Origin of the sequence: Lactobacillus melliventris, from assembly GCF_042679465.1 — a bacterium.
Lineage (GTDB): Bacteria > Bacillota > Bacilli > Lactobacillales > Lactobacillaceae > Lactobacillus > Lactobacillus melliventris.
Window position 1 is genome coordinate 206,171 of sequence record NZ_JBHTMT010000003.1, and the last position, 19,338, is coordinate 225,508.

Below are 19,338 nucleotides of genomic sequence, written 5' to 3' on the forward strand. Positions count from 1 at the left end.
TTTCTAATACCTCCTTCTAACCTAATTTCTTTTCTAAGTGTCGCATGTAATAGCTAATTGGCAAAGTAACGATCAGGTATAAAACACCTACAACTAAATAACTGTTAATGGTGTCAAAAGTAGTAGACGCAATTGAATTTGCCTGGTACATCAAATCAAACCCTGCAACAAAGGCTAAAACTGAAGAGTTTTTAACTAAGTTAACGAATTGATTACCTAAAGGCGGAATTACTATTTTAAATGCCTGAGGCAAAATAATGTAACGCATTGCCTGCCAATAGGTCATACCGGTTGATCTGGCTCCCTCCATTTGCCCGTTAGAGACCGATTGAATACCTGAACGAATAGTCTCCGCAATAAAGGCAGAAGTATAGAGTGTTAAGCCAATAGTTCCTGCAGTAAAGCCATTGATTTTGACAACATACATCGGAATTACTAGATAGAAAAACATAGTGATTACAAGCAAAGGAATGTTACGCATAATTTCTACATATGCATGGCCAATTACACGCATTACTTTACTTGGAAGAACTTCCATAATTGCAAAAATTGTTCCAATTATTAAACTGAAAAATAGAGCAATTACACTAGATAATACTGTCCAGCCTAAGCCTACAAATAGCTGGCTGCTGAATTTTGAAAAAATATTAATCATCGGCGATACAGCTCCTTATACTTAAATCCTGGAACGTCGCCAAACCACTTTTTAATTAAGCGATTATATTCACCGTTACGCTGCATTTCAAGTACTGCCTTGTCTACAGCTTCAGTAAATGAGGTTTGTCCCTTATTAACCGCAACACCGTAAGGTTCAACAGTAAAAGTGCCACCACGAACTTCGTAGCCCGGGTTCTGCACTGCCAAACCAAATAAAATTCCGTTATCAGTAGTAAGAGCATCTCCTTGATGTGACTTCAATGCATTCATTGCCTGAGCATAATCCTGCAATTCGATCACTTTAGCTTTGGGAGCTACCTTTTTTATGTTTGCAACCGAGTTGGCACCTACAACACCAATAACCGTCTTACCATTTAGATCTTTTGTACTTTTAATTGAAGAATCCTTAGGAACTAAAAGCGATTGACCAGCATCAAAGTATGACTTTGAAAAAGAAATAATCTTTTTACGCTCTGGCGTAATCGACATAGTAGCAATTACCGCATCCACGTTACCATTCTTCAAAAGTGGAATTCTGGATTGAGAGGTTGTGGTGACAAATTCTGCTTTACCCTTAGGTCCTAAAATATGCTTCGTAAGATGTTTAGCCATATCAACGTCGAAACCTTTTTGTTGACCATCACGGACATCGATTAAGCCGAAAAGTCTGACATCACCTTTAACGCCCCAAACAATCGTATTAGACTCTTTAACATTATTTAAAACGGATTGATCACTGAGACTTTTACCACAGCCGGTTAACATTAAAATACATGCCAATAAAGGAAATAGCCAAAATTTCTTTTTCATGATTGGCCTCCTTAGTGAGAAATAATTTTACTCAAAAATTGTTGTGCCCGCTCCGTCTTTGGCTGTTTAAAGAAGCTCTCGCTATCATCATCCTCAACAATCCGACCTTGGTCCATAAAGATAACCCTATTGGCAACCTCTTTGGCAAAGCCCATTTCGTGAGTAACAATTAATGAAGTCATACCACTTTCGTTGGTAACTTTCTTCATAACTTGTAAAACATCATCAATCATTTCCGGATCAAGAGCAGAAGTTGGTTCATCATATAAGATAAGCTTTGGCTTCATTGCCAGAGTTCGTGCTATTGCAACACGCTGCTTTTGACCACCAGAAATCTGTGAAGGCATATTATGTGCCCATTTGCGTAACCCAACCATATCGAGCAAGTCTAACGCCTGTTTTTTATTTTCCTCTTCAGGAATATGACTTACTATTCTAGGTGCCAGCATAATATTTTCCAATACGTCTTTATTCTTGTACAAATTAAAGTGTTGGAAAACCATCCCCACATCACTACGTAAGATATTGAGATTAGTCTTTGGATCAGAGAGATCGTGACCGTTAACTATCAACTTACCCTTCTGGATTGATTCAAGACCGTTAACGGTCCGTACAAGTGTACTTTTACCAGAACCGGATGGCCCGATCAGAACCACCGTTTCACCTTGATCAATCTCTAAATTAATGTCGTGCAGTGCATGAAAATGGCCATAAAATTTTTGCACGTTATGGAACTCTATCATCGACATTGTCATCGCCCCTTTCATAGTCAATGCATGAAATAATAAGTTGTAGTTTCTATTTTACTATAACGGTTAAGAATTTTAAAAGTGATACAGTTTTTTTAATAAAAATTTAGACAAAGCTCTGTTTGATTCACGTTAAACTAAAAGTCTGTTAGTGCCTGCCATATAAGCAAACAATAAATAATGATGGTTATATTGTATGTTCAATACTAATATTTTTTTGTCAAATAAAGCAATTATCATTAAAAATATCTGTGAGAAATTTATTTCGAATTACAGATTGGCACTTTTAAAAAGAGCTAAACTAGCTTACACTTTCATTAGGAGAATACTTATGGATAAAATAAAAGATTACAAGTTAATTTTGAAACAGGCTGATAATTTGCTCCAAAATGAGCATGATTTAATTGCCAATATGAGTAACATCAGTTCGCTGCTTTACAATAGCTTACCTAATGTTAGTTATGCAGGTTTCTATCGTTTTAAAGATAAAGAATTAATTTTAGGACCATTTCAGGGACCTATTGCTTGCATGCATATTCCAATCGGAAAGGGAGTTTGCGGTGTAGCTGCCAAAACTCAGCAAATTCAAATTGTGCCCAATGTCCACGAATTTTCCGGTCATATTGCGTGTGATGCGACTACAAATTCTGAAATTGTCGTTCCGCTTATCAAAAATAATAGCTTACTTGCAGTTCTTGACCTTGATAGCAATAGTTTCAACAGATTTGATCAAATTGATGCTGAATATTTACCAAAAATAGCTGATCTTGTTTCAAAATAAACTAAAAAAGTTCCGCAATCTAAATTAAGATTACGGAGCTTTTTTATTATAGTTAGCTTTTTACTTTTTGCCTGCTAAACGTTGAAATGCTTTGACAATTTCAACTATCACGATCATACAGATTCCGGCACCTAAAACTATCAACCATTGTGTGGAATTTAATTCCGTGACATCAAAGAATTTTGTCATAAATGGCAACTCTACTGCCGCCATTACCACGGCAGAAATTAATATTGCCCAGTTAAACCATTTATTAGCAAATGTTCTTCTTGAAAAGATAGACTGGTGAATATACTTAGAATTGAAAGCATGAAACAGTTGAATTAAGCCTAGCGTAAGAAAGGCCATAGTTAATGCATCACCATGTTGTAAGTTAGCTTCATTCATATGAGGGCCAAAATTTAATCCTAACTGATAAGTAGTTAAAACAATAGCACCTTCTAAAATTCCCTGGTAAACAATCGAGCTTGCGACTCCACCACTGAAGAAGTTTGATTTTTTACCCCGTGGTGTCCGCTTCATGATACCTTTTTCAACTGGTTCAAGACCTAGAGCAATAGCTGGCAGCGTGTCCGTAACTAAGTTAATCCACAATAACTGAACAGGAGCTAAGATATCCCAGCCCAGCATGGTCATCATGAACACAGTTAGAACTTCACCAACGTTACAACTCATCAGGTAAAGGATGGCCTTTTGGATATTACTAAAGACTTTACGTCCTTGTTTAACGGCTTCAACGATCGTAGCAAAGTTATCATCTGCCAAAACCATATCACTGGCCCCTTTTGAAACTTCGGTACCGGTAATCCCCATACCTATCCCAATATCAGCCTGCTTCAAACTAGGAGCGTCATTAACGCCATCGCCTGTCATAGCCACAATTTTGCCTTGTGCCTGCCAAGCCTTGACAATGCGGACTTTATGTTCGGGTGAAACTCTGGCATAAACGTTAAAATCTGCTACGTGCTTTTCTAGATATTCATCACTGAATTCATCCAGTTGTGCACCGGTAACAACTCGTTCATCTTCGCCCGGTTTTAAAATCCCTAATCTTTCCGCAATCGCCTGTGCAGTTACCTGAAAGTCACCTGTAATCATAACGGTCCTAATTCCAGCATTATGGGCTTCAACAATGGCCTTTTTGGCTTCTGGCCGTTCCGGATCGATCATCCCCACTAAACCTGCAAAAATTAAATCTTGTTCAACATTGTCAGTTGAAGGATCATCGTATAGCTTTGCAATAGGTTTATAGGCTAGCCCCAGAACTCGCAGCGCATTTTTAGCCATATTTTGATTAGCAAGCATAATTTCGTCTTTTTGCTTTTCACTAATTGCACTAACTTTGCCATCTAGTTCAATCTGCGTTACTCGTTTCAGCAGCTGATCCGGTGCTCCTTTAACTGCTACAAAGTAATTTCCATTGTCTTCATTGACGGTGCTCATCAGTTTACGGCCAGAATCAAACGGTACTTCCTGCAGTCTTTTATGACTTGCAAGTAAGTTATGCACATCTATCTTTTGATCAAGAGCGTATTGAATTAGGGCAGTTTCGGTAGGATCACCCAGCAATTGATTACTTTCATCAAGTTTAGAATCATTAGCTAAAACCATCGCCATTAAAGCATGATTATCATGACTAATACTGCTGGAAGATTTATGTGCTTGATTATCATAATAAATCTGCTCAACTGTCATTTTATTTTGGGTTAAGGTACCAGTTTTGTCGGAACAAATGATGTCTGTTGCGCCTAAGGTTTCAACTGCAGGTAACTTGCGCACAATAGAATTATGTTTCGCCATTACCTGCGTGCCTAATGCCAAAATAATAGTAACAATAGCCGGCAGTCCTTCTGGAATAGCTGCAACTGCAAGTGACACGGCAACTAAGAACATATCAATTGCTAATTTATCTGTTGGTTCTGTTCCCTTTTTGGTAAAAAAGCCTACAACGAATACCACAGCACAAATTAGCAGAATCATGATCGTCAGTGTCTTACCCAACTGGTTAAGGTTGCGCTTTAATGGTGTATCCGTTTCATCAGTGTTGTTAAGCATCGTGGCGATTTTACCGACCTCAGTGTTCATTCCCGTTTCGGTAACAATCCCCTCGCCGCGACCATAAGTCACATTGGTATTGGCAAAAGCCATATTATCTTGGTCTGCCAGTGCCACTTTTTCGTCATTAATAGGCTCGACATTTTTGTCAACTGGAACTGATTCACCTGTTAAAGCAGATTCTTCAATTTTAAGGCTTTTAGTAACAGTTAAACGCAAATCCGCGGGAACCACATCGCCTGCCTCAAGTAAAACAACATCACCTGGCAGTAATTCTGGACTAGGAATTTCAACAATCTGACCATCTCGCCGAACATGAGCATTGGGAGTAGCCATTTTCTTTAATGCGTTAATTGCTTCTTCTGAGCGTGTTTCTTGGAAGACACCTAGAACCGCGTTCAAAATAACCACAATCATAATTATTGCAGCATCTGTCCATTCTTGTGCGACAAAACCTGAAAGTAGCGCTGCAACTATCAAAACGATGATCATGAAGTCTTTGAATTGCGCTAAAAAACGTTGCCAAATACTGGTTTTCTTTTTACTGGCCAAACTATTAGTGCCGTATTTTGCACGCAAGGCACTAATCTGACTGGTCTGCAAACCTTGACTAGTTGATGTTGACAACTCCTGAGCTACATTTTCAATCTTTTGGTTATAAAATTTCTGGGGCATTGTTACCTCCTACTAACAAAAAAGAGACCCATATGTTTAACACACACAAGTCTCACTATTTAAGATAAGTCCAGAAGTATTCCTTCGGGTGTTGGGCTTATCGCAAGTAATTGCTGTTACTCCCTCATGATGATATTTATTATAAATAAATTTTTTATTTTTAACAAGAATAAGACTATTAAAATTAGCTAAAGCAAAATACAGTTTCTGTCACTTAGAAACTGCCTTCGCTCAATATTTTTGTTAATTAAGACCAGTCCATTGCCATTCTGTAACTTCAGGCATATCTTTACCATTATCACGAATGTATTGGTGATGCTTAGCAAGTAATCTGTCCATTTCTGCTACAAAACCGGCACTCTTTTCAGCGTAACGAGGAACACTTAAAATGGCATCTTTAGCCAAATGGAAGCGATCAAGTTCATTAACTACCCGCATATCAAACGGTGTGGTAATGTCGCCTTCTTCTTCATAGCAGTGAATATGAACGTTACTGCGTTTGCGGCCGAACCAGATAGACTGCATCATAGCTTTGTAACCGTGCCATGCAAAAATCACTGGCACATCGCTTGGGAACAATTGTTCAAATTCTTCATCTGATATTGCTTCTGGATTATCCTTGGTATTCATCAACTTCATAACATCAATGACATTGATGTAACGAATTTTCAGGTCAGGGAAATTCTTATGCAAAATATCGATTGCAGCAAGAGATTCCATTGTTGGTTCAGTTTCAGTTGAAGCAAACACAACATCAGGTTTAGCATTATGATCAGTTGAAGCCCAATCAATGTAAGATAAACCATGATTTGCAATACGAGTTGCTTCATCAATTGAGAACCATTGTGGTCTTTCCTGCTTAGAAGTAACCAGAATATTGATACACTCACGATCTGTGAAAGCTTTTTGGGAAATTGCCAGCAATGAGTTAGTATCGGCAGGCAGATACTCATGAACCAAATCAGGACGGTTCTTTTCATACATGTGAGTCAATACCCCTGGGTCTTGGTGGGTATAACCGTTATGGTCTTGCTGGAATACAGTTGAAGTTGCAATAAAGTTAAGTGATGGGTAGTCCTTACGCCAATACTGTTCCTTAGCTTTTCTTAACCACTTCATATGCTGGGTCAGCATTGAATCTACAACACGACCAAAAGCCTCATAGGTAGCAAAGAAGCCATGACGACCTGATAACACATAACCTTCAAGCCAGCCCTCATCCTGGTGTTCTGATAATTGAGAATCGATTAAACGACCACTTGGTGCCAAGTTTTCATCATTAGGAGTATGAACGGAACTTTCCCATTGCCGCTTTTGTTCATCAATGAACTTAAACAAGCGGTTAGATTTAGTTTCATCTGGACCAAAGCCACGGAAAGTATTTGGATTAAGTTCAGCGATTTCGTTTAAATACTTAGCCCATTCGGTCATGTCCTCAGCTTCAATAGAACCCGGTTGATCAAATTTCAAGGCATACTTACGATAATCTGGCAAACTAAGGCGTTTAGCTTTTTCTCCACCTGCATTAGTGATTGGGTTCATGGCCATTCGACTATCACCGGCAACATTATCAGCTGTGACCAAAGCAGTTGGCGCACCATTTTCATCAAATAGTTCTTCCGGTTTATAGCTCTTAAGCCAGTCAACGAGCATATCTTTGTGTTCCATATCATCTTGAGCAACTGGAATTGGAATTTGGTGTGCTCTAAATGAGTTTTCAATTGGATTACCATCAAGATCCTTCTTTGGACCGGTCCATCCCTTAGGCACGCGGAAAATAATCATTGGCCAATGAGGTAAAGTTTCATCATTGTTTTCACGAGCATTCTTTTGAATGGCTTTAATCTCTTCAATTACGGTATCCATTAATTTAGCCATTTCTGCGTGAATTTGCATATGGTCTTTATAACCGTCAAATTCACCGCCATTATATGCAGAAATAATATAAGGATGCCAGCCCATACCTTCAAAGTATTTAGTCAGTTCTTCGTCTGACATTCTGGAAACGATCGTTGGATTGGAAATCTTAAAACCATTAATTTGCAAGATCGGCAGCACAGCGCCATCTTTAATAGGGTTAATAAATTTATCACTGAACCAGCTTGCTGCGAGCGGACCAGTTTCAGCTTCACCATCACCGATTTCTACAGCGGCAATCACATCAGGATTATCTAATATTGCACCAGTACCATGAGAAAGCGAATAGCCTAATTCTCCACCTTCATGCATTGATCCTGGAGTTTCAGGTGCAGCGTGCGAAGCGGAGCCACCCGGAAAACTGAAGCGTTTAAAGAGCTTAGCCATACCCTTTTCGTCTTGTTGAATTTCAGGATAAAGTTCACTATACGAACCGTCAAGATATGAGTTTGAAACCATAACCTGACCACCATGGCCTGAGCCTTCAATATAGAACATATTTAAACCATATTTTTTAATAACTCTGTTTAAATGAGCATAAATAAAGTTTTGCGGTGAAATAGTACCCCAGTGACCAATTGGCTTAGGTTTTACCTCACTTGCTTTTAAATCATGCTTTAATAATGGATTGCTCATTAAGAAAAGCTGACCGACTGATAAATAATTTGCAGCCCGCCAATGAGCGTCAACGCTTTTAAGGAATTCTTTTGAATCATAATCAACTGCCATTTTAATTCTCCCTTAGTTGTTTAGCTTAATTTTATTTTATAAACATATTATAGCAATTTCTGAAGAAAGTTCAACCATTTTAAAAATTGGTTCGTCCCAATTTTATAAAAACGTGTTTGTTTAAAGTCAGTACATAAAAAACACTATTATTCCTCTACTTTTTATTTACAGATCAGCATATTTATGCTCAAATACTGATAAGTGCTTATTTTTATAGCTAAACGCTGAAAAAGTAGTTAAACATTATTCGCTGTAGTGTTAATTTATGTAGAGGAGAAGTATGATGTCACAGGAAGACCGTCTGTTAAAAATCAAGCAAATGCTTAAAAATGAAAAACATTTACGAACTCGCAGCTTAGCACGTTATTTCAATATTTCTTTTGACACTGCTCGTCGAGACGTGGTTCGACTAACCACAACTGGGCAAGCAATCAGAGTTCATGGCGGATTAATTGCTATTGATGAAAATGAGGTGCCTAATTTTCTTACCAGAAACCAAATCGATTCACCTATTAAAATTAAAATGGCCCAGATGGCTAGACGTTTTGTACATCCTAACCAGTGCGATTTTATTGGTCCCTCAACTACTCTTAAAAAATTGTGTGAATTAATTTGTGGTACAGATTTGCAAATAGTCACTAATTCAATTGACAACTCATTAGCATTGATGCAAAAAAAATTACCAAGTGTAAGACTGCTGGGCGGGAAAATTGATAAAGAGCATAGGTTTAATTATTCTGTAACTTCACTTGATCTTTTACACAGGATAAGTTTTAACACTGCTTTCATTGGCACTTCCAACGTCAAAGATGACGGTATTTATTCAGCAAAAATGAGCGATTCGGAATTAATTAAAACCGCATGTTCCAGAGCAAAGCAAGTTATTGTTGTTGCAGAAAAATATAAGTTTGATAGTGAAAATTCTTCTCCTTACATGTCAATTCCACTTAATGAAATTGACGTTTTGATCACAGATTTGCCTTTGTCCGAAAAATTTCAGAAAAATTTTTCGCCGAAGACCCAAATCATTTCGGTTTTAAGGAAGTGAGGTTATGCGTAACTTTTTTGGTAGTTTGTTTTCAAAAAAGCAGCAACAACTAATCGAAGAAGTTTATCAGGATTTAGATCAGTTTTATCAGAGTTTTTACTCTAATATATATAATGAATTGAATATTAATAAATATAAGCAAATTCGTGACGCCATTGGTATGGTCATGCGCAAATTTGACAATCAAGACCATCCATTAGATTATGCTGGTAAATTAGTATTGTACATTCAAGCTTCTGTTGTGCTGCAGCATTTGCATCTAACAACTATGCAGCAAAAGCTTTTACAGGATTTAAGTGACAAAACCAAAAAGATTAACTTAAATTTTGTTTATACTGGACGGCTCACGGATATGCAACAATTTAGCAATGTTTGATTTCCTTTTTTATATAGAATGTATCCAAAAAAAGCAGGCTTTCGCCTGTTTTTTATTTATTCAAATTAACAAAAGTATTAAAGCGCATGTATTGATAATGAATACGCATAGTTGACACTTCAAATGGAGTACCATCATCTAAAAAGAAAATACCTTCCATTACTCCAACTGGTTCAGTAGACTTCAAATTAAGCCTTGCTTGATCATCCCTATCAGATGGATCAACGGTGATGTTAAGAAAGGCTTTAGTGACCACCTTATTTTGTGAATCCTCTAAGTAATTAAAAAGGGACTTTTTTAAGTGCTCAGGTTTAAGCTCAGGAACTATTTTAATAGGTACATAGCCAGTTTCTATCAAAAAGGGCTGTTCATCCAAAAAACGAAGTCTTTTAAATTGGTAAACAAAGTCATTTTCTTTAAGAAACAAGTCTTGAGCTATTCCAGCGGGTGTTTTAATCACATTAAAAGAAAGCAGCTTAATACCCTGCTTTTTTCCCGGGACTTTAAGGCTATCGGTCAACCCTAAATTTGATCCTTCATAACGAAACAATGATTGGTTCTTTAAATATAGGGGATTGATGAAAGTACCACTACCTCTTTTTTTAAAAACAATCCCTTGTTGAGAAAGCAGCTCCATTGCCCTTTTCATTGATGAGCGACTTACTTGATAGTGTTCAGCTAGACTACGCTCGTCTGGAAGACGCATTCCTTCATATTTGTTATCCAAAATATTTTGTTTGATATCGCGCATCACAGTACGATAAACGAAATCTGCCATTATCTACCTCAATTATTTATTTCCTTGATAGCGGAAATTAACCACTCAGAAAATTGTCTACGGTCAATTTCTACACCAACTTGAACATTTGCTGGTTGACCAAAAAAGTTGTCAAAATCAATCATTGATGCGCCATAAGCACTAGGGCTTTTAGTATCGACCACAACATAAGCCGGTTTAAAAGTGTACATTTCCGGTTTTACCAACATTCCAGATGCCAACGCATCGTACACTTCTCGGCCATTAGTTCTAGTGTGATCTTGCAATTTGTCCATAATATGGTAAAGCATATTACCAGTTCTGCCTATTTTCTTAATTTGCATTAAGACTGCCGGAGTAATATAAGCTTGATGACCTAATTCCAGTGGCGCCAATAAAATTTTTATGCCACTTGCAAAAACAATTTGTGCTGCTTCAGGGTCACCCGCAACATTATATTCCGCATATGGCCCCCAATTGCCACGACCAATTGCACCACCCATAATTACTAGTTGCTCAATTTTAGGTAAATCTTCCGGAAACTGCCTAAAATAAAGCGCAAAATCAGTCGCTGGACCGATTTGCATTAAAGTTACCTTCTCGCTGCTATTAGCAACCACCTCGTGAATTGCTTGAGCAGCTAAACCTGGTTTTAATAAGCTGTAATCAGGTTCAGGAAAATCAAAACCGGCTAGGCCACTTTGGCCGTGAACGTCAGAAGCATCAATTTGGTCTCGTAACAACGGTCTTTGTGCTCCACTTACGACTGGCACTTTAGTTTGCAAAAAAGTTTCCAGTTTCAAAGTATTGGTCAAAGTGTTTTTAAGCGGAACATTGCCCCATGTTGCAGCAATCAGCTTTACATCAAGTTCAGGAGCAAACAAGGCTGTTGTTAATGCTACTACATCATCAATTCCGGGATCGGTACTAATTATCAAAGGTTTTTTTAACATAAGAATCCTCTTTTAAAATGGTTATAGCAATATGATACCAAATTTAGCTTCCAGTTGCTCTTTAAAAAAAGTTAGCCAAAAACAAAATCTTAGGCTAACTCGGAAAGTTATTTTTTGCGGTCTTCAATATTGCCATTAGCATGAGCAATAATAACTTCATCGCACATCCCTAAAAAAAGACCATGCTCGACCACACCAACGGTATGATCCAGGTAATCAGCTAGGCCGCTGGGAACTGGAATAGGATCAATGTTTAAATCAATAATATAATTGCCATAATGAGTGACAAAACGATTATTTCCACTCATCCGCCACTTGGGATTTAGTCCTTCAGCCTGAAAAAGTTTGAAATTTTGCTCACACGATATTGGCAAAACTTCAACTGGTAATGGAAAACCACTAAGGTGGTCAACCATTTTAGATTCATCCACAATCCAAACTACTTGGCGTGAATTAATCGCAACATTTTTTTCCATTGTTAAGGCACCGCCACCACCTTTGATGCCATCAAAATTAGCGGCTATTCTGTCTGCCCCATCAATAGTTACGTCAAGTTGGTCCACAGTTGCCAATTCAGTAACCTGGAAGCCATAGCTTTCCAGCTGCTTTTTACTTCTACTTGAAGTTGTAACCACTGCTGCTAGATCAAGTCCTTCTTCTTTTTTTCTTCTGCCTAATTCAGCAATTAAAAAAGCGACTGTAGAGCCGGTTCCGACTCCCAATTTCATTTTCGGCTTAACTAATGCAGCAGCCTTCACGGCAGCCAATTTTTTCAACCTATCCTGTTCTTCTTTATCCATGATCCGTGCTTTCTAAAATTAAATTATTAACCAGTAACTCAGTTTCATTATAGCAGAAAAAGAAGATATAAAAAAAGCAGTCCTAGACTGCTTTTTGCAATTGACTTAATTATTCAGGATCAATTTCAGGAGCTTTGTTAATTTCGCCTGACATCATCCAAATACGTTTTTCAACATCTGAGTGGAAGCCAGTCAGCATATCATTAGTTGAGTAGTCTCCCTCTTCATCACTAACCTTGATTCCTTCCTCATATAGTTGATCAAGATAATGGTAATCAGCAATAATTTTTGCATAGCGCTCATCAATAGTTTCATCCCAATTACCCTTTTCATCAGGAATTTTTGTTTTAGCTGCTATTTCGCTTAGTGTAGAAACTGGAGAACCATCAAGGGTAATTAAACGTTCAGACACTTCATCCAGTTGGTCAGCTAGTTCATCCATTACCTTGTCTAAGTATGGGTGTAATTTCAAAAAGCGGTTACCACGCATATACCAATGATGTTGGTGAACAACCATATGTAATTGGGTCAAATCAGCGACCAATTGGTTTAAAACTTCTTTGGTTTTTGGATATTTCATAAAAAATTCCTCCACAATCAGATAATACGACTACACTTTTATTATAACGAGTAAGCGCTCTTAATACTAAAATATTGTTTAGTATTTTGTTAATCATACATGAACAATTAACAAAAAATCTGCCTCTTGCAAGACAGATTTTTAAAGACTAACTAATATTTATGCGGCATCCGGAGTGGCGTTACTCTTTTCATTCTTGAGAGTGACGTTATCGAAATGCTTAATGAATGGATACCAAATTAAAAAGGCTACTATTGCACAAATAATTGAAACTAAGCCACCTTGCCAGCTGGTAGTGGCAAGATAACCACCTAAACCAACAGGTGTTGGCCAAGGCTGTTGTACTCTAATAACTGGAACAATTCTTAGAGCGATTGCTAAATAACCTATGAGCCCTGAAGCCATCGGGGCACAAATAAATGGGATAAACAAATCAATATTATACACAATTGGCAAACCAAAAAGAATTGGTTCGTTGATATTGAAAATAGCTGGCACAATTTCTACTTTACCCAGTTCTTTTAATTGTGTTGAACGTGCCCGTAGTACCAGCCAGATAGCCAAACCTAAGGTAGCACCAGAACCGCCAATTGTAACAAAGGCATTTAAGATTTCACCAGCAAAAACGTGGTGAGCACCTTGATTAACATTGGCTTGCATATTAGCTAAGACAATTGGGGAATAGAAGGAGCTGATAATCGTTGCGCCATGAATTCCAAACCACCATAAGAAGTGAATAAGGAACAGAATGATTAAAAAGCCCCACCAAGTATCAGCAATATCGCTAATAAATGAGAATGGAATAAACAGTACATTGAATAAATCGGTCCCAGCCATAACTAACGCAATATTAATTGTAGACATTACAACTGCAATACAGAAGCCTGGAATCATCGCACTAAATGAGTTGGCAACGCCTGATGGTACTGAATCCGGCATTTTTATTTGCCAGTTATGCTTGATAGTAAAGCGGTAAATTTGTACCGTTATCCAAGCTACAACCAGACCGATAAAGATTCCGACCGCACCTATTCTATAGATACCAGCAGTTGATGCTTGATAACCACCAGCTACCATTTTATTTTTTGTAAAAACTTGTAAAAATTCAACTCTACCGTTTTTCCATACTAATTCAGCTACAGTAATGAAGAAACCCATTAAAAACATCATTAACCCATCAATAGGAATTAAATTTAAGTGCTCTTCATCACGATAAATTTTGGTATAAGAATAAGCAAAAGTACCAGAGAAAACCAGCGCAATAATACCCATCGTGGCGTTGTAAACGGACTGAAACAGGTTGGTAAAACGTCCTATTGTCCCCGCATACCAAGCAGCAAATCCGGGAACAGGTATAGCTTGTGGCAACACTGTCAAAATTAAGAAAATGGACCCAATAATGGAGAATGAAATCACACTATAACCAGCGTCCATAATAGCCCTGACGAACCGCGTGGCAGCAAACTTACCCGCCACTTCAGCAATTCGATCTTTTATTGGTTTTTTATTTGATTCAGCCATAAAAACTACTCCCTCTATATAATTATTAGTCAACTATATTTAATTGACTATAATAGTTATTGTAAGCGTATTCAATAAAAATGTAAACATTAATCATTTTTAAATGCTTTAATTGCCTTTAAATATTTATCTTTTCCAATATTAATATTATGTATTCTGCGCTCACAAAAATAAGCCAGCAAAATACCCGCTAACAGAAACGCAACCATAAAATAGACTGAATTCTGATCAGTGATAAAGGGCAGAATTTGTTTTTTAAAAGGTATAAATAGGCTGCAAGCCAGCAAAATATTACCGATAATTTGAAGCCATAAATAAATCCTGGTAATCGGTACATCGCTCTTGCGGTTATGCATTTTAGTCAGCTGTTCGATGGCAGCAATCCCAGACAAAATAGTCATTAGACCGGCTAAAATTATTCCTGGTAATTTCTGGTATTCAACTAAAATTAACAACCAAAACAAATTAGCAAAAAGAAAGATGACTACGCTATAACGAACCATTAAATAGCGGCTAAAATAAAGATATTTGATACTATCTTCATGTTTTTTACGTTCCACATCACTTTGATTAGAAGATTTGCTTGTCATATGTTTCAGTCCTTTACGATATTATATTAACAATTATAGCCTTATTTTTTGCAATAAAGCTAGTGTTAATGTTACTTGAAGATTAAGTAGCAATTGTATAAAATATAACTGTTAACGCTATCACAAAAATATTAAAAAGGAGATAAAAATGTATTCAGCAAAAATGCCAGAGGGATTTTTATGGGGCGGTGCCGTTGCTGCTCATCAATTAGAAGGCGCCTGGAACGAAGATGGCAAGGGGATGTCAGTTGCCGATGTCATGACTGTTGGCTCTGCCACTAAACCACGCGAAATTACTGATGGGGTCATTCCCGGCAAGAATTATCCTAACCACAGTGCTATTGATTTTTATCACCACTATCAAGAAGATATAAAATTAATGGCCGAAATGGGTTTTAAAGCCTTTAGAACTTCAATTGCCTGGACCAGAATTTTTCCTAACGGCGATGATGAAAAGCCTAACGAAGCAGGTTTAAAATTTTATGATGACTTGTTTGATACCTGCCACCACTATGGTATTGAACCGGTAATTACTTTATCTCACTTTGAAATTCCCTTTAATTTAGTGAAAAAATATCATGGTTTTACCAATCGCAAATTAATAGATTTTTTTGTCCGCTTTGCAACAGTTTGCTTTAAGCGCTACAAGAATAAAGTAAAGTACTGGATGACCTTCAATGAAATTGATAATCAGTCTGCTTATAACGAAGACTTTTTAATGGCAACAAATTCAGGAATAATTTTTAATGGCATGACTGATAAAGAAAAAGAAGCCGCTATGTATCAAGCAGCCCATTACGAGTTAGTAGCTTCCGCTTTAGCTGTTAAAGTTGGACATAAAATTAATCCTGATTTTCAAATTGGTTGCATGATTAATTACTCCCCTGTTAGACCACTGACTCCTTCTTCAGACGATGTGTTGTTAGCTGATAAGTTTGAACAGCGTCGTGACTGGTTCTCTGATGTTCATGTCTTTGGTGAGTATCCTAAAGAAGTTGAAGCATATATTGAACGAAATGGTTATCGTCCTGACATTACTGATGAAGACAGAATTGTTTTGCAAGAAGGCACTGTTGACTATGTAGCTTTCAGTTACTACCAAACAACTACTGTTTCAGCTAAAAACGTTAAACCGGACGAATTAAACGACTTATCTAAGGCAATAACCCAAAACCCAACTTTAGAAAGAAGTGATTGGGGTTGGGAAATTGATCCCGCTGGATTAAGAATTGCTCTAAATCACTTAACTGATCGTTATCACAAACCTTTGTTTATTGTTGAAAATGGTTTAGGAGCTTATGATAAAGTTGAAGCAGATGGCTCCATTCATGATGATTACAGGGTTGACTATTTAAGAAAGCACATTTCTGAAATGGAAAAAGCAGTTGCAATTGATGGTGTTGACTTAATGGGCTATCTGCCATGGGGACCAATCGATCTTGTATCTGCTGGAACTGGTCAAATGGATAAACGGTATGGCTTTATCTATGTTGATAAGAATGATGCTGGTGAAGGTACTTTGAAACGTTCACGTAAAGATTCATTCGACTGGTATAAAAAAGTCATCAATTCAAACGGTCTAGATTTGGATTAATTTCATAGTAAAGCACAATAAAATACACGATGCCAATTTGTTGGCAATCGTGTATTTTTTTATTTTAACATTTAAAAATTAAACTATATTCTTAATTCTTATCAAAAACTACTGAATAATTGATCAATTTGCTGATATTCACTTGAAGACAATTCAACCTTCAGAGCTGCAGCGTTACTTCTAACTTGAGCAGCATTACGAGCTCCAGGAATCACAACACTTATTGCAGGATTTGCCATGTACCAAGCCAATACAATTTGCGTAACAGTTGCTTGATGATCTTCAGCGATCTTTCTAATCCCATCAATTCCTGTAATTGCTTCATCATATTGTTTCTTGTCAAAATTACCTAGTAGTTTACCACCATCACTATTTTTAAACTTATCCCAGTCTGCTAAAGCATATTTACCCGTTAACAGTCCTGATGCCAGTGGGAAAAATGGCACAAAGGAAATATTATTTTTCTGTAAATACTTTAATTCTTCTTTAACTGGAGATTGGTGAACCAAACTGAATTGATCTTCAACAATATCAACTTTACCGTTTTTGTTAGCTTCTTTAATTTGATCCAATGAAAAATTAGAAACACCAATTGCTCTTATTTTTCCAGCTTTTCTTAAATCAGACAAAGTTTCAACTGCCTCGTCTTTGGGCGTTTCTTTATCCGGAAAATGCAAATAAAAAATATCAATGTAATCGGTCTTCAACCGTAATAATGCTTCGTCAACTGCTTTTTTAATAAACTCGGCACTATTATTAATGGCCATATCCTGCGACTTATCTTGGGCAGCTTTAGTGGCAATTATAACTTTCGAACGATCATAATCTTGCAAAACATCACCAATAATTTCTTCTGATCTACCAAGACCATAGACATAGGCTGTGTCCAAGAAATTAATTCCTAGATTTAAGGCTTCTCGCAGGAGGTCATATCCATCTTTTTCGTTTAAATTATTAAACAGATTATGTCCTCCGACCTTATTCGTCCCTAAACCTAACTTACTGGTATAAACGTCACTTTTGCCTATTTTTACTTGTTTCATATTTCACTCCAAATAATAGATCTAAAATGCGCAATGTAAAAAAGTACAATTATAAAACCTACCTAATAAAGACAATGATGCAAAAATTGATCACGATTAATTAACCGCGCCTTGTTTTTCAAAAACAGTATCGTTTACAAATTCATCAATTTGCTTTTGTTCATTAAGTTTATTCGTCTGCTTCTTTCTTTAATACATTCGCATTAAAGAGCTTTTCATAAAGATCAACCATTTCTCCAGCTAAATCTCTAAATGTAATAGCATTCATCAAATGGTCTTGTGAATGAACAACAAGCAGAGTAACTTTTGTATGGTCTCCTTGAGCTTCTTTGGTCAGCATTCCAGTTTGAGAGTTATGTGCTTCATTAAGAGATTTATCGGATTCTGCTAACTTAGCTCTAGCACCTGCAATGTCGCCTTTTTTAGCCAGTCTGATAGCTTCAAAAGCAAGACTTTTAGCATTACCACCATTGGCAATAAGGCCCATAGCTGCTTCTAAAGTTTCTTGCTCTTTCTGTTCTGGTGTTTGTTTTTCTGCCATCGTTATCCCCTTATCCGTTAATCAGGTCTTCAGCTTGTTGCAATACTTTTTTACCGTCCATCATGCCGTATGAACGCATATCAATAACTCCAAGAGGAATATCGTTACCATCTTTTCCTTGACCTTTTACTTTATTCTTAAAGTCATCTTCCATGTACCGAATTTGTGGTCCAAGTAAAATGCAGTCTGGATGATCTTGCTCAATATGTTGCGAAGCTTCTGAAGCAGGGCATGCAAAAATATTTGCATCAATACCTTGGTCCTTTGCAGCTTGCTGCATTTTGGTAACCAATAAAGATGTACTCATTCCGGCGCTGCAATTAAGCATGATAGTTTGTTCTGCCATAATAATAATTTCCTCCTAAAATGTATCCTAATATTTATTTCTTCTATTATAGCACTTTTAAAATAGCGCTTACTAATAAGTCTATTAATTTTTCCACTATTTTCAGAAAATTTAATGAAGGCTTACTTTTTGTCTGAAAATAAAATATACGTGGTCGGTATATCTTACCGACTACGTATATTACATAATATAGTTCAATTGTATCTATTCAATTTCACAATGATAACTGTTATAGCCTTATTTAAAAACCTTTAAAAGCTAAAACAATTGCAGCGATACCAACAATTAACAATGATAAACCAATAACTAAAGAAGTCCACATTGCCAGAGGCATAAAGCCATTATTAGTACCCTTATGTAAAATTCCGTGGATATAAACGACACTATTAACTACTTGATAAGACCCTAAGGCCATCATAATCGCAGCGATAATCATTAAAAATGCTGCACTCGTTAAAAAGCTTGCCATTTTAACACCCTCTTTTAAACTAATAACTATACTATACAATGATTTTACCACGTTTTTAAATTAAAGTGGATAATAACTTATAATTTTTTTCTATTCAAAATTTAAAAATGATAGAACAAACAAATAATTCCACCACAAAATAAAACAAGCCCAAAAAAGAAAGCAAAAGCAATTGCCAAAATTGAAAAGACATTACTAGTCCCATTTTGGAGAATACTTCTAGTATATTTATAACTAGATACTAGTTCAAAACCAGCTAGCAAAAGCAAAACGACACCCATAATTTTCTGGAATATTATGCCGTTGAAAAAGTTAGTCATTACTATCGCCTTCTTTAATTTTAAAGC

At 36.8% G+C, this 19,338-nt stretch carries 20 protein-coding genes; 4 read left to right on the plus strand and 16 right to left on the minus strand.

The window, feature by feature from the left end:
• Window positions 1-16: 16 nt before the first annotated feature.
• Genes ACFQ32_RS04945 through ACFQ32_RS04955 form a run of 3 tightly spaced genes read right to left on the minus strand, consistent with a single transcriptional unit; the run spans window position 17 to window position 2,216 of the window.
• The gene (locus tag ACFQ32_RS04945) at window positions 17-655 is read right to left on the minus strand and encodes an amino acid ABC transporter permease (protein WP_046324514.1); all 639 of its coding nucleotides are present in this window, start codon (window positions 653-655) and stop codon (window positions 17-19) included.
• Window positions 652-1,467, minus strand: coding sequence for a glutamate ABC transporter substrate-binding protein (locus tag ACFQ32_RS04950; protein ID WP_046324513.1), 816 nt, complete (start codon window positions 1,465-1,467; stop codon window positions 652-654). Before ACFQ32_RS04950 ends, ACFQ32_RS04945 begins: the two co-directional genes overlap by 4 nt.
• A gap of 11 nt (window positions 1,468-1,478) precedes the next feature.
• Window positions 1,479-2,216: an amino acid ABC transporter ATP-binding protein gene (locus ACFQ32_RS04955; protein ID WP_046324512.1), complete on the minus strand. Its 738-nt coding sequence runs from the start codon at window positions 2,214-2,216 to the stop codon at window positions 1,479-1,481.
• 331 nt (window positions 2,217-2,547) lie between these two features.
• On the opposite strand from ACFQ32_RS04955, the gene ACFQ32_RS04960 reads away from it, so the two are divergent.
• The gene (locus tag ACFQ32_RS04960; RefSeq protein ID WP_046324511.1) at window positions 2,548-2,997 is read left to right on the plus strand and encodes a GAF domain-containing protein; all 450 of its coding nucleotides are present in this window, start codon (window positions 2,548-2,550) and stop codon (window positions 2,995-2,997) included.
• A gap of 60 nt (window positions 2,998-3,057) precedes the next feature.
• On the opposite strand, the gene ACFQ32_RS04965 is transcribed toward ACFQ32_RS04960, so the two are convergent.
• On the minus strand, window positions 3,058-5,727 hold the full coding sequence (locus ACFQ32_RS04965) for a calcium-translocating P-type ATPase, PMCA-type (RefSeq protein ID WP_046324510.1): 2,670 nt from the start codon (window positions 5,725-5,727) through the stop codon (window positions 3,058-3,060).
• A gap of 243 nt (window positions 5,728-5,970) precedes the next feature.
• Entirely contained in the window at window positions 5,971-8,373 is a 2,403-nt protein-coding gene (locus ACFQ32_RS04970) for a phosphoketolase family protein (RefSeq protein WP_046324509.1), read from the minus strand.
• Between the two features lie 283 nt (window positions 8,374-8,656).
• Here ACFQ32_RS04970 and ACFQ32_RS04975 point away from each other — a divergent pair, with 283 nt between their 5' ends.
• Window positions 8,657-9,421: a DeoR/GlpR family DNA-binding transcription regulator gene (locus ACFQ32_RS04975; RefSeq protein WP_046324507.1), complete on the plus strand. Its 765-nt coding sequence runs from the start codon at window positions 8,657-8,659 to the stop codon at window positions 9,419-9,421.
• Window positions 9,422-9,425: 4 nt separating this feature from the next.
• Window positions 9,426-9,797, plus strand: coding sequence for a bacteriocin immunity protein (locus ACFQ32_RS04980; protein WP_046324506.1), 372 nt, complete (start codon window positions 9,426-9,428; stop codon window positions 9,795-9,797).
• Window positions 9,798-9,849: 52 nt separating this feature from the next.
• Here ACFQ32_RS04980 and ACFQ32_RS04985 read toward each other — a convergent pair whose 3' ends face one another.
• The 6 genes from ACFQ32_RS04985 to ACFQ32_RS05010 form a co-directional block, all read right to left on the minus strand.
• Entirely contained in the window at window positions 9,850-10,575 is a 726-nt protein-coding gene (locus ACFQ32_RS04985) for a GntR family transcriptional regulator (RefSeq protein ID WP_046324505.1), read from the minus strand.
• 8 nt (window positions 10,576-10,583) lie between these two features.
• A complete protein-coding gene (locus ACFQ32_RS04990; protein ID WP_046324503.1) occupies window positions 10,584-11,507 on the minus strand; it encodes a nucleoside hydrolase in 924 nt (307 codons plus the stop codon).
• A gap of 107 nt (window positions 11,508-11,614) precedes the next feature.
• Window positions 11,615-12,307, minus strand: coding sequence for a ribose-5-phosphate isomerase RpiA (gene rpiA / locus ACFQ32_RS04995; RefSeq protein ID WP_046324502.1), 693 nt, complete (start codon window positions 12,305-12,307; stop codon window positions 11,615-11,617).
• Window positions 12,308-12,416: 109 nt separating this feature from the next.
• The gene (locus tag ACFQ32_RS05000; RefSeq protein ID WP_046324501.1) at window positions 12,417-12,887 is read right to left on the minus strand and encodes a Dps family protein; all 471 of its coding nucleotides are present in this window, start codon (window positions 12,885-12,887) and stop codon (window positions 12,417-12,419) included.
• A 159-nt stretch (window positions 12,888-13,046) separates the two neighbouring features.
• Window positions 13,047-14,408: a PTS cellobiose transporter subunit IIC gene (gene celB / locus ACFQ32_RS05005; protein WP_046324500.1), complete on the minus strand. Its 1,362-nt coding sequence runs from the start codon at window positions 14,406-14,408 to the stop codon at window positions 13,047-13,049.
• 89 nt (window positions 14,409-14,497) lie between these two features.
• On the minus strand, window positions 14,498-14,998 hold the full coding sequence (locus ACFQ32_RS05010; RefSeq protein WP_046324499.1) for a hypothetical protein: 501 nt from the start codon (window positions 14,996-14,998) through the stop codon (window positions 14,498-14,500).
• Window positions 14,999-15,146: 148 nt separating this feature from the next.
• On the opposite strand from ACFQ32_RS05010, the gene ACFQ32_RS05015 reads away from it, so the two are divergent.
• On the plus strand, window positions 15,147-16,592 hold the full coding sequence (locus tag ACFQ32_RS05015) for a 6-phospho-beta-glucosidase (protein ID WP_046324498.1): 1,446 nt from the start codon (window positions 15,147-15,149) through the stop codon (window positions 16,590-16,592).
• Window positions 16,593-16,693: 101 nt separating this feature from the next.
• Here ACFQ32_RS05015 and ACFQ32_RS05020 read toward each other — a convergent pair whose 3' ends face one another.
• The 5 genes from ACFQ32_RS05020 to ACFQ32_RS05040 form a co-directional block, all read right to left on the minus strand.
• A complete protein-coding gene (locus ACFQ32_RS05020; protein WP_046324497.1) occupies window positions 16,694-17,635 on the minus strand; it encodes an aldo/keto reductase in 942 nt (313 codons plus the stop codon).
• A 169-nt stretch (window positions 17,636-17,804) separates the two neighbouring features.
• Window positions 17,805-18,176: a PTS lactose/cellobiose transporter subunit IIA gene (locus ACFQ32_RS05025; protein WP_046324496.1), complete on the minus strand. Its 372-nt coding sequence runs from the start codon at window positions 18,174-18,176 to the stop codon at window positions 17,805-17,807.
• A 10-nt stretch (window positions 18,177-18,186) separates the two neighbouring features.
• Window positions 18,187-18,522, minus strand: a complete 336-nt coding sequence (locus ACFQ32_RS05030) for a PTS sugar transporter subunit IIB (protein ID WP_046324495.1) — start codon at window positions 18,520-18,522, stop codon at window positions 18,187-18,189.
• 241 nt (window positions 18,523-18,763) lie between these two features.
• Window positions 18,764-18,991, minus strand: a complete 228-nt coding sequence (locus ACFQ32_RS05035; protein ID WP_046324494.1) for a hypothetical protein — start codon at window positions 18,989-18,991, stop codon at window positions 18,764-18,766.
• Window positions 18,992-19,092: 101 nt separating this feature from the next.
• Window positions 19,093-19,311 carry a hypothetical protein gene (locus ACFQ32_RS05040; RefSeq protein ID WP_046324493.1) on the minus strand — a complete coding sequence of 73 codons (219 nt, stop codon included), beginning with the start codon at window positions 19,309-19,311 and terminating at the stop codon, window positions 19,093-19,095.
• Window positions 19,312-19,338 lie beyond the last annotated feature (27 nt).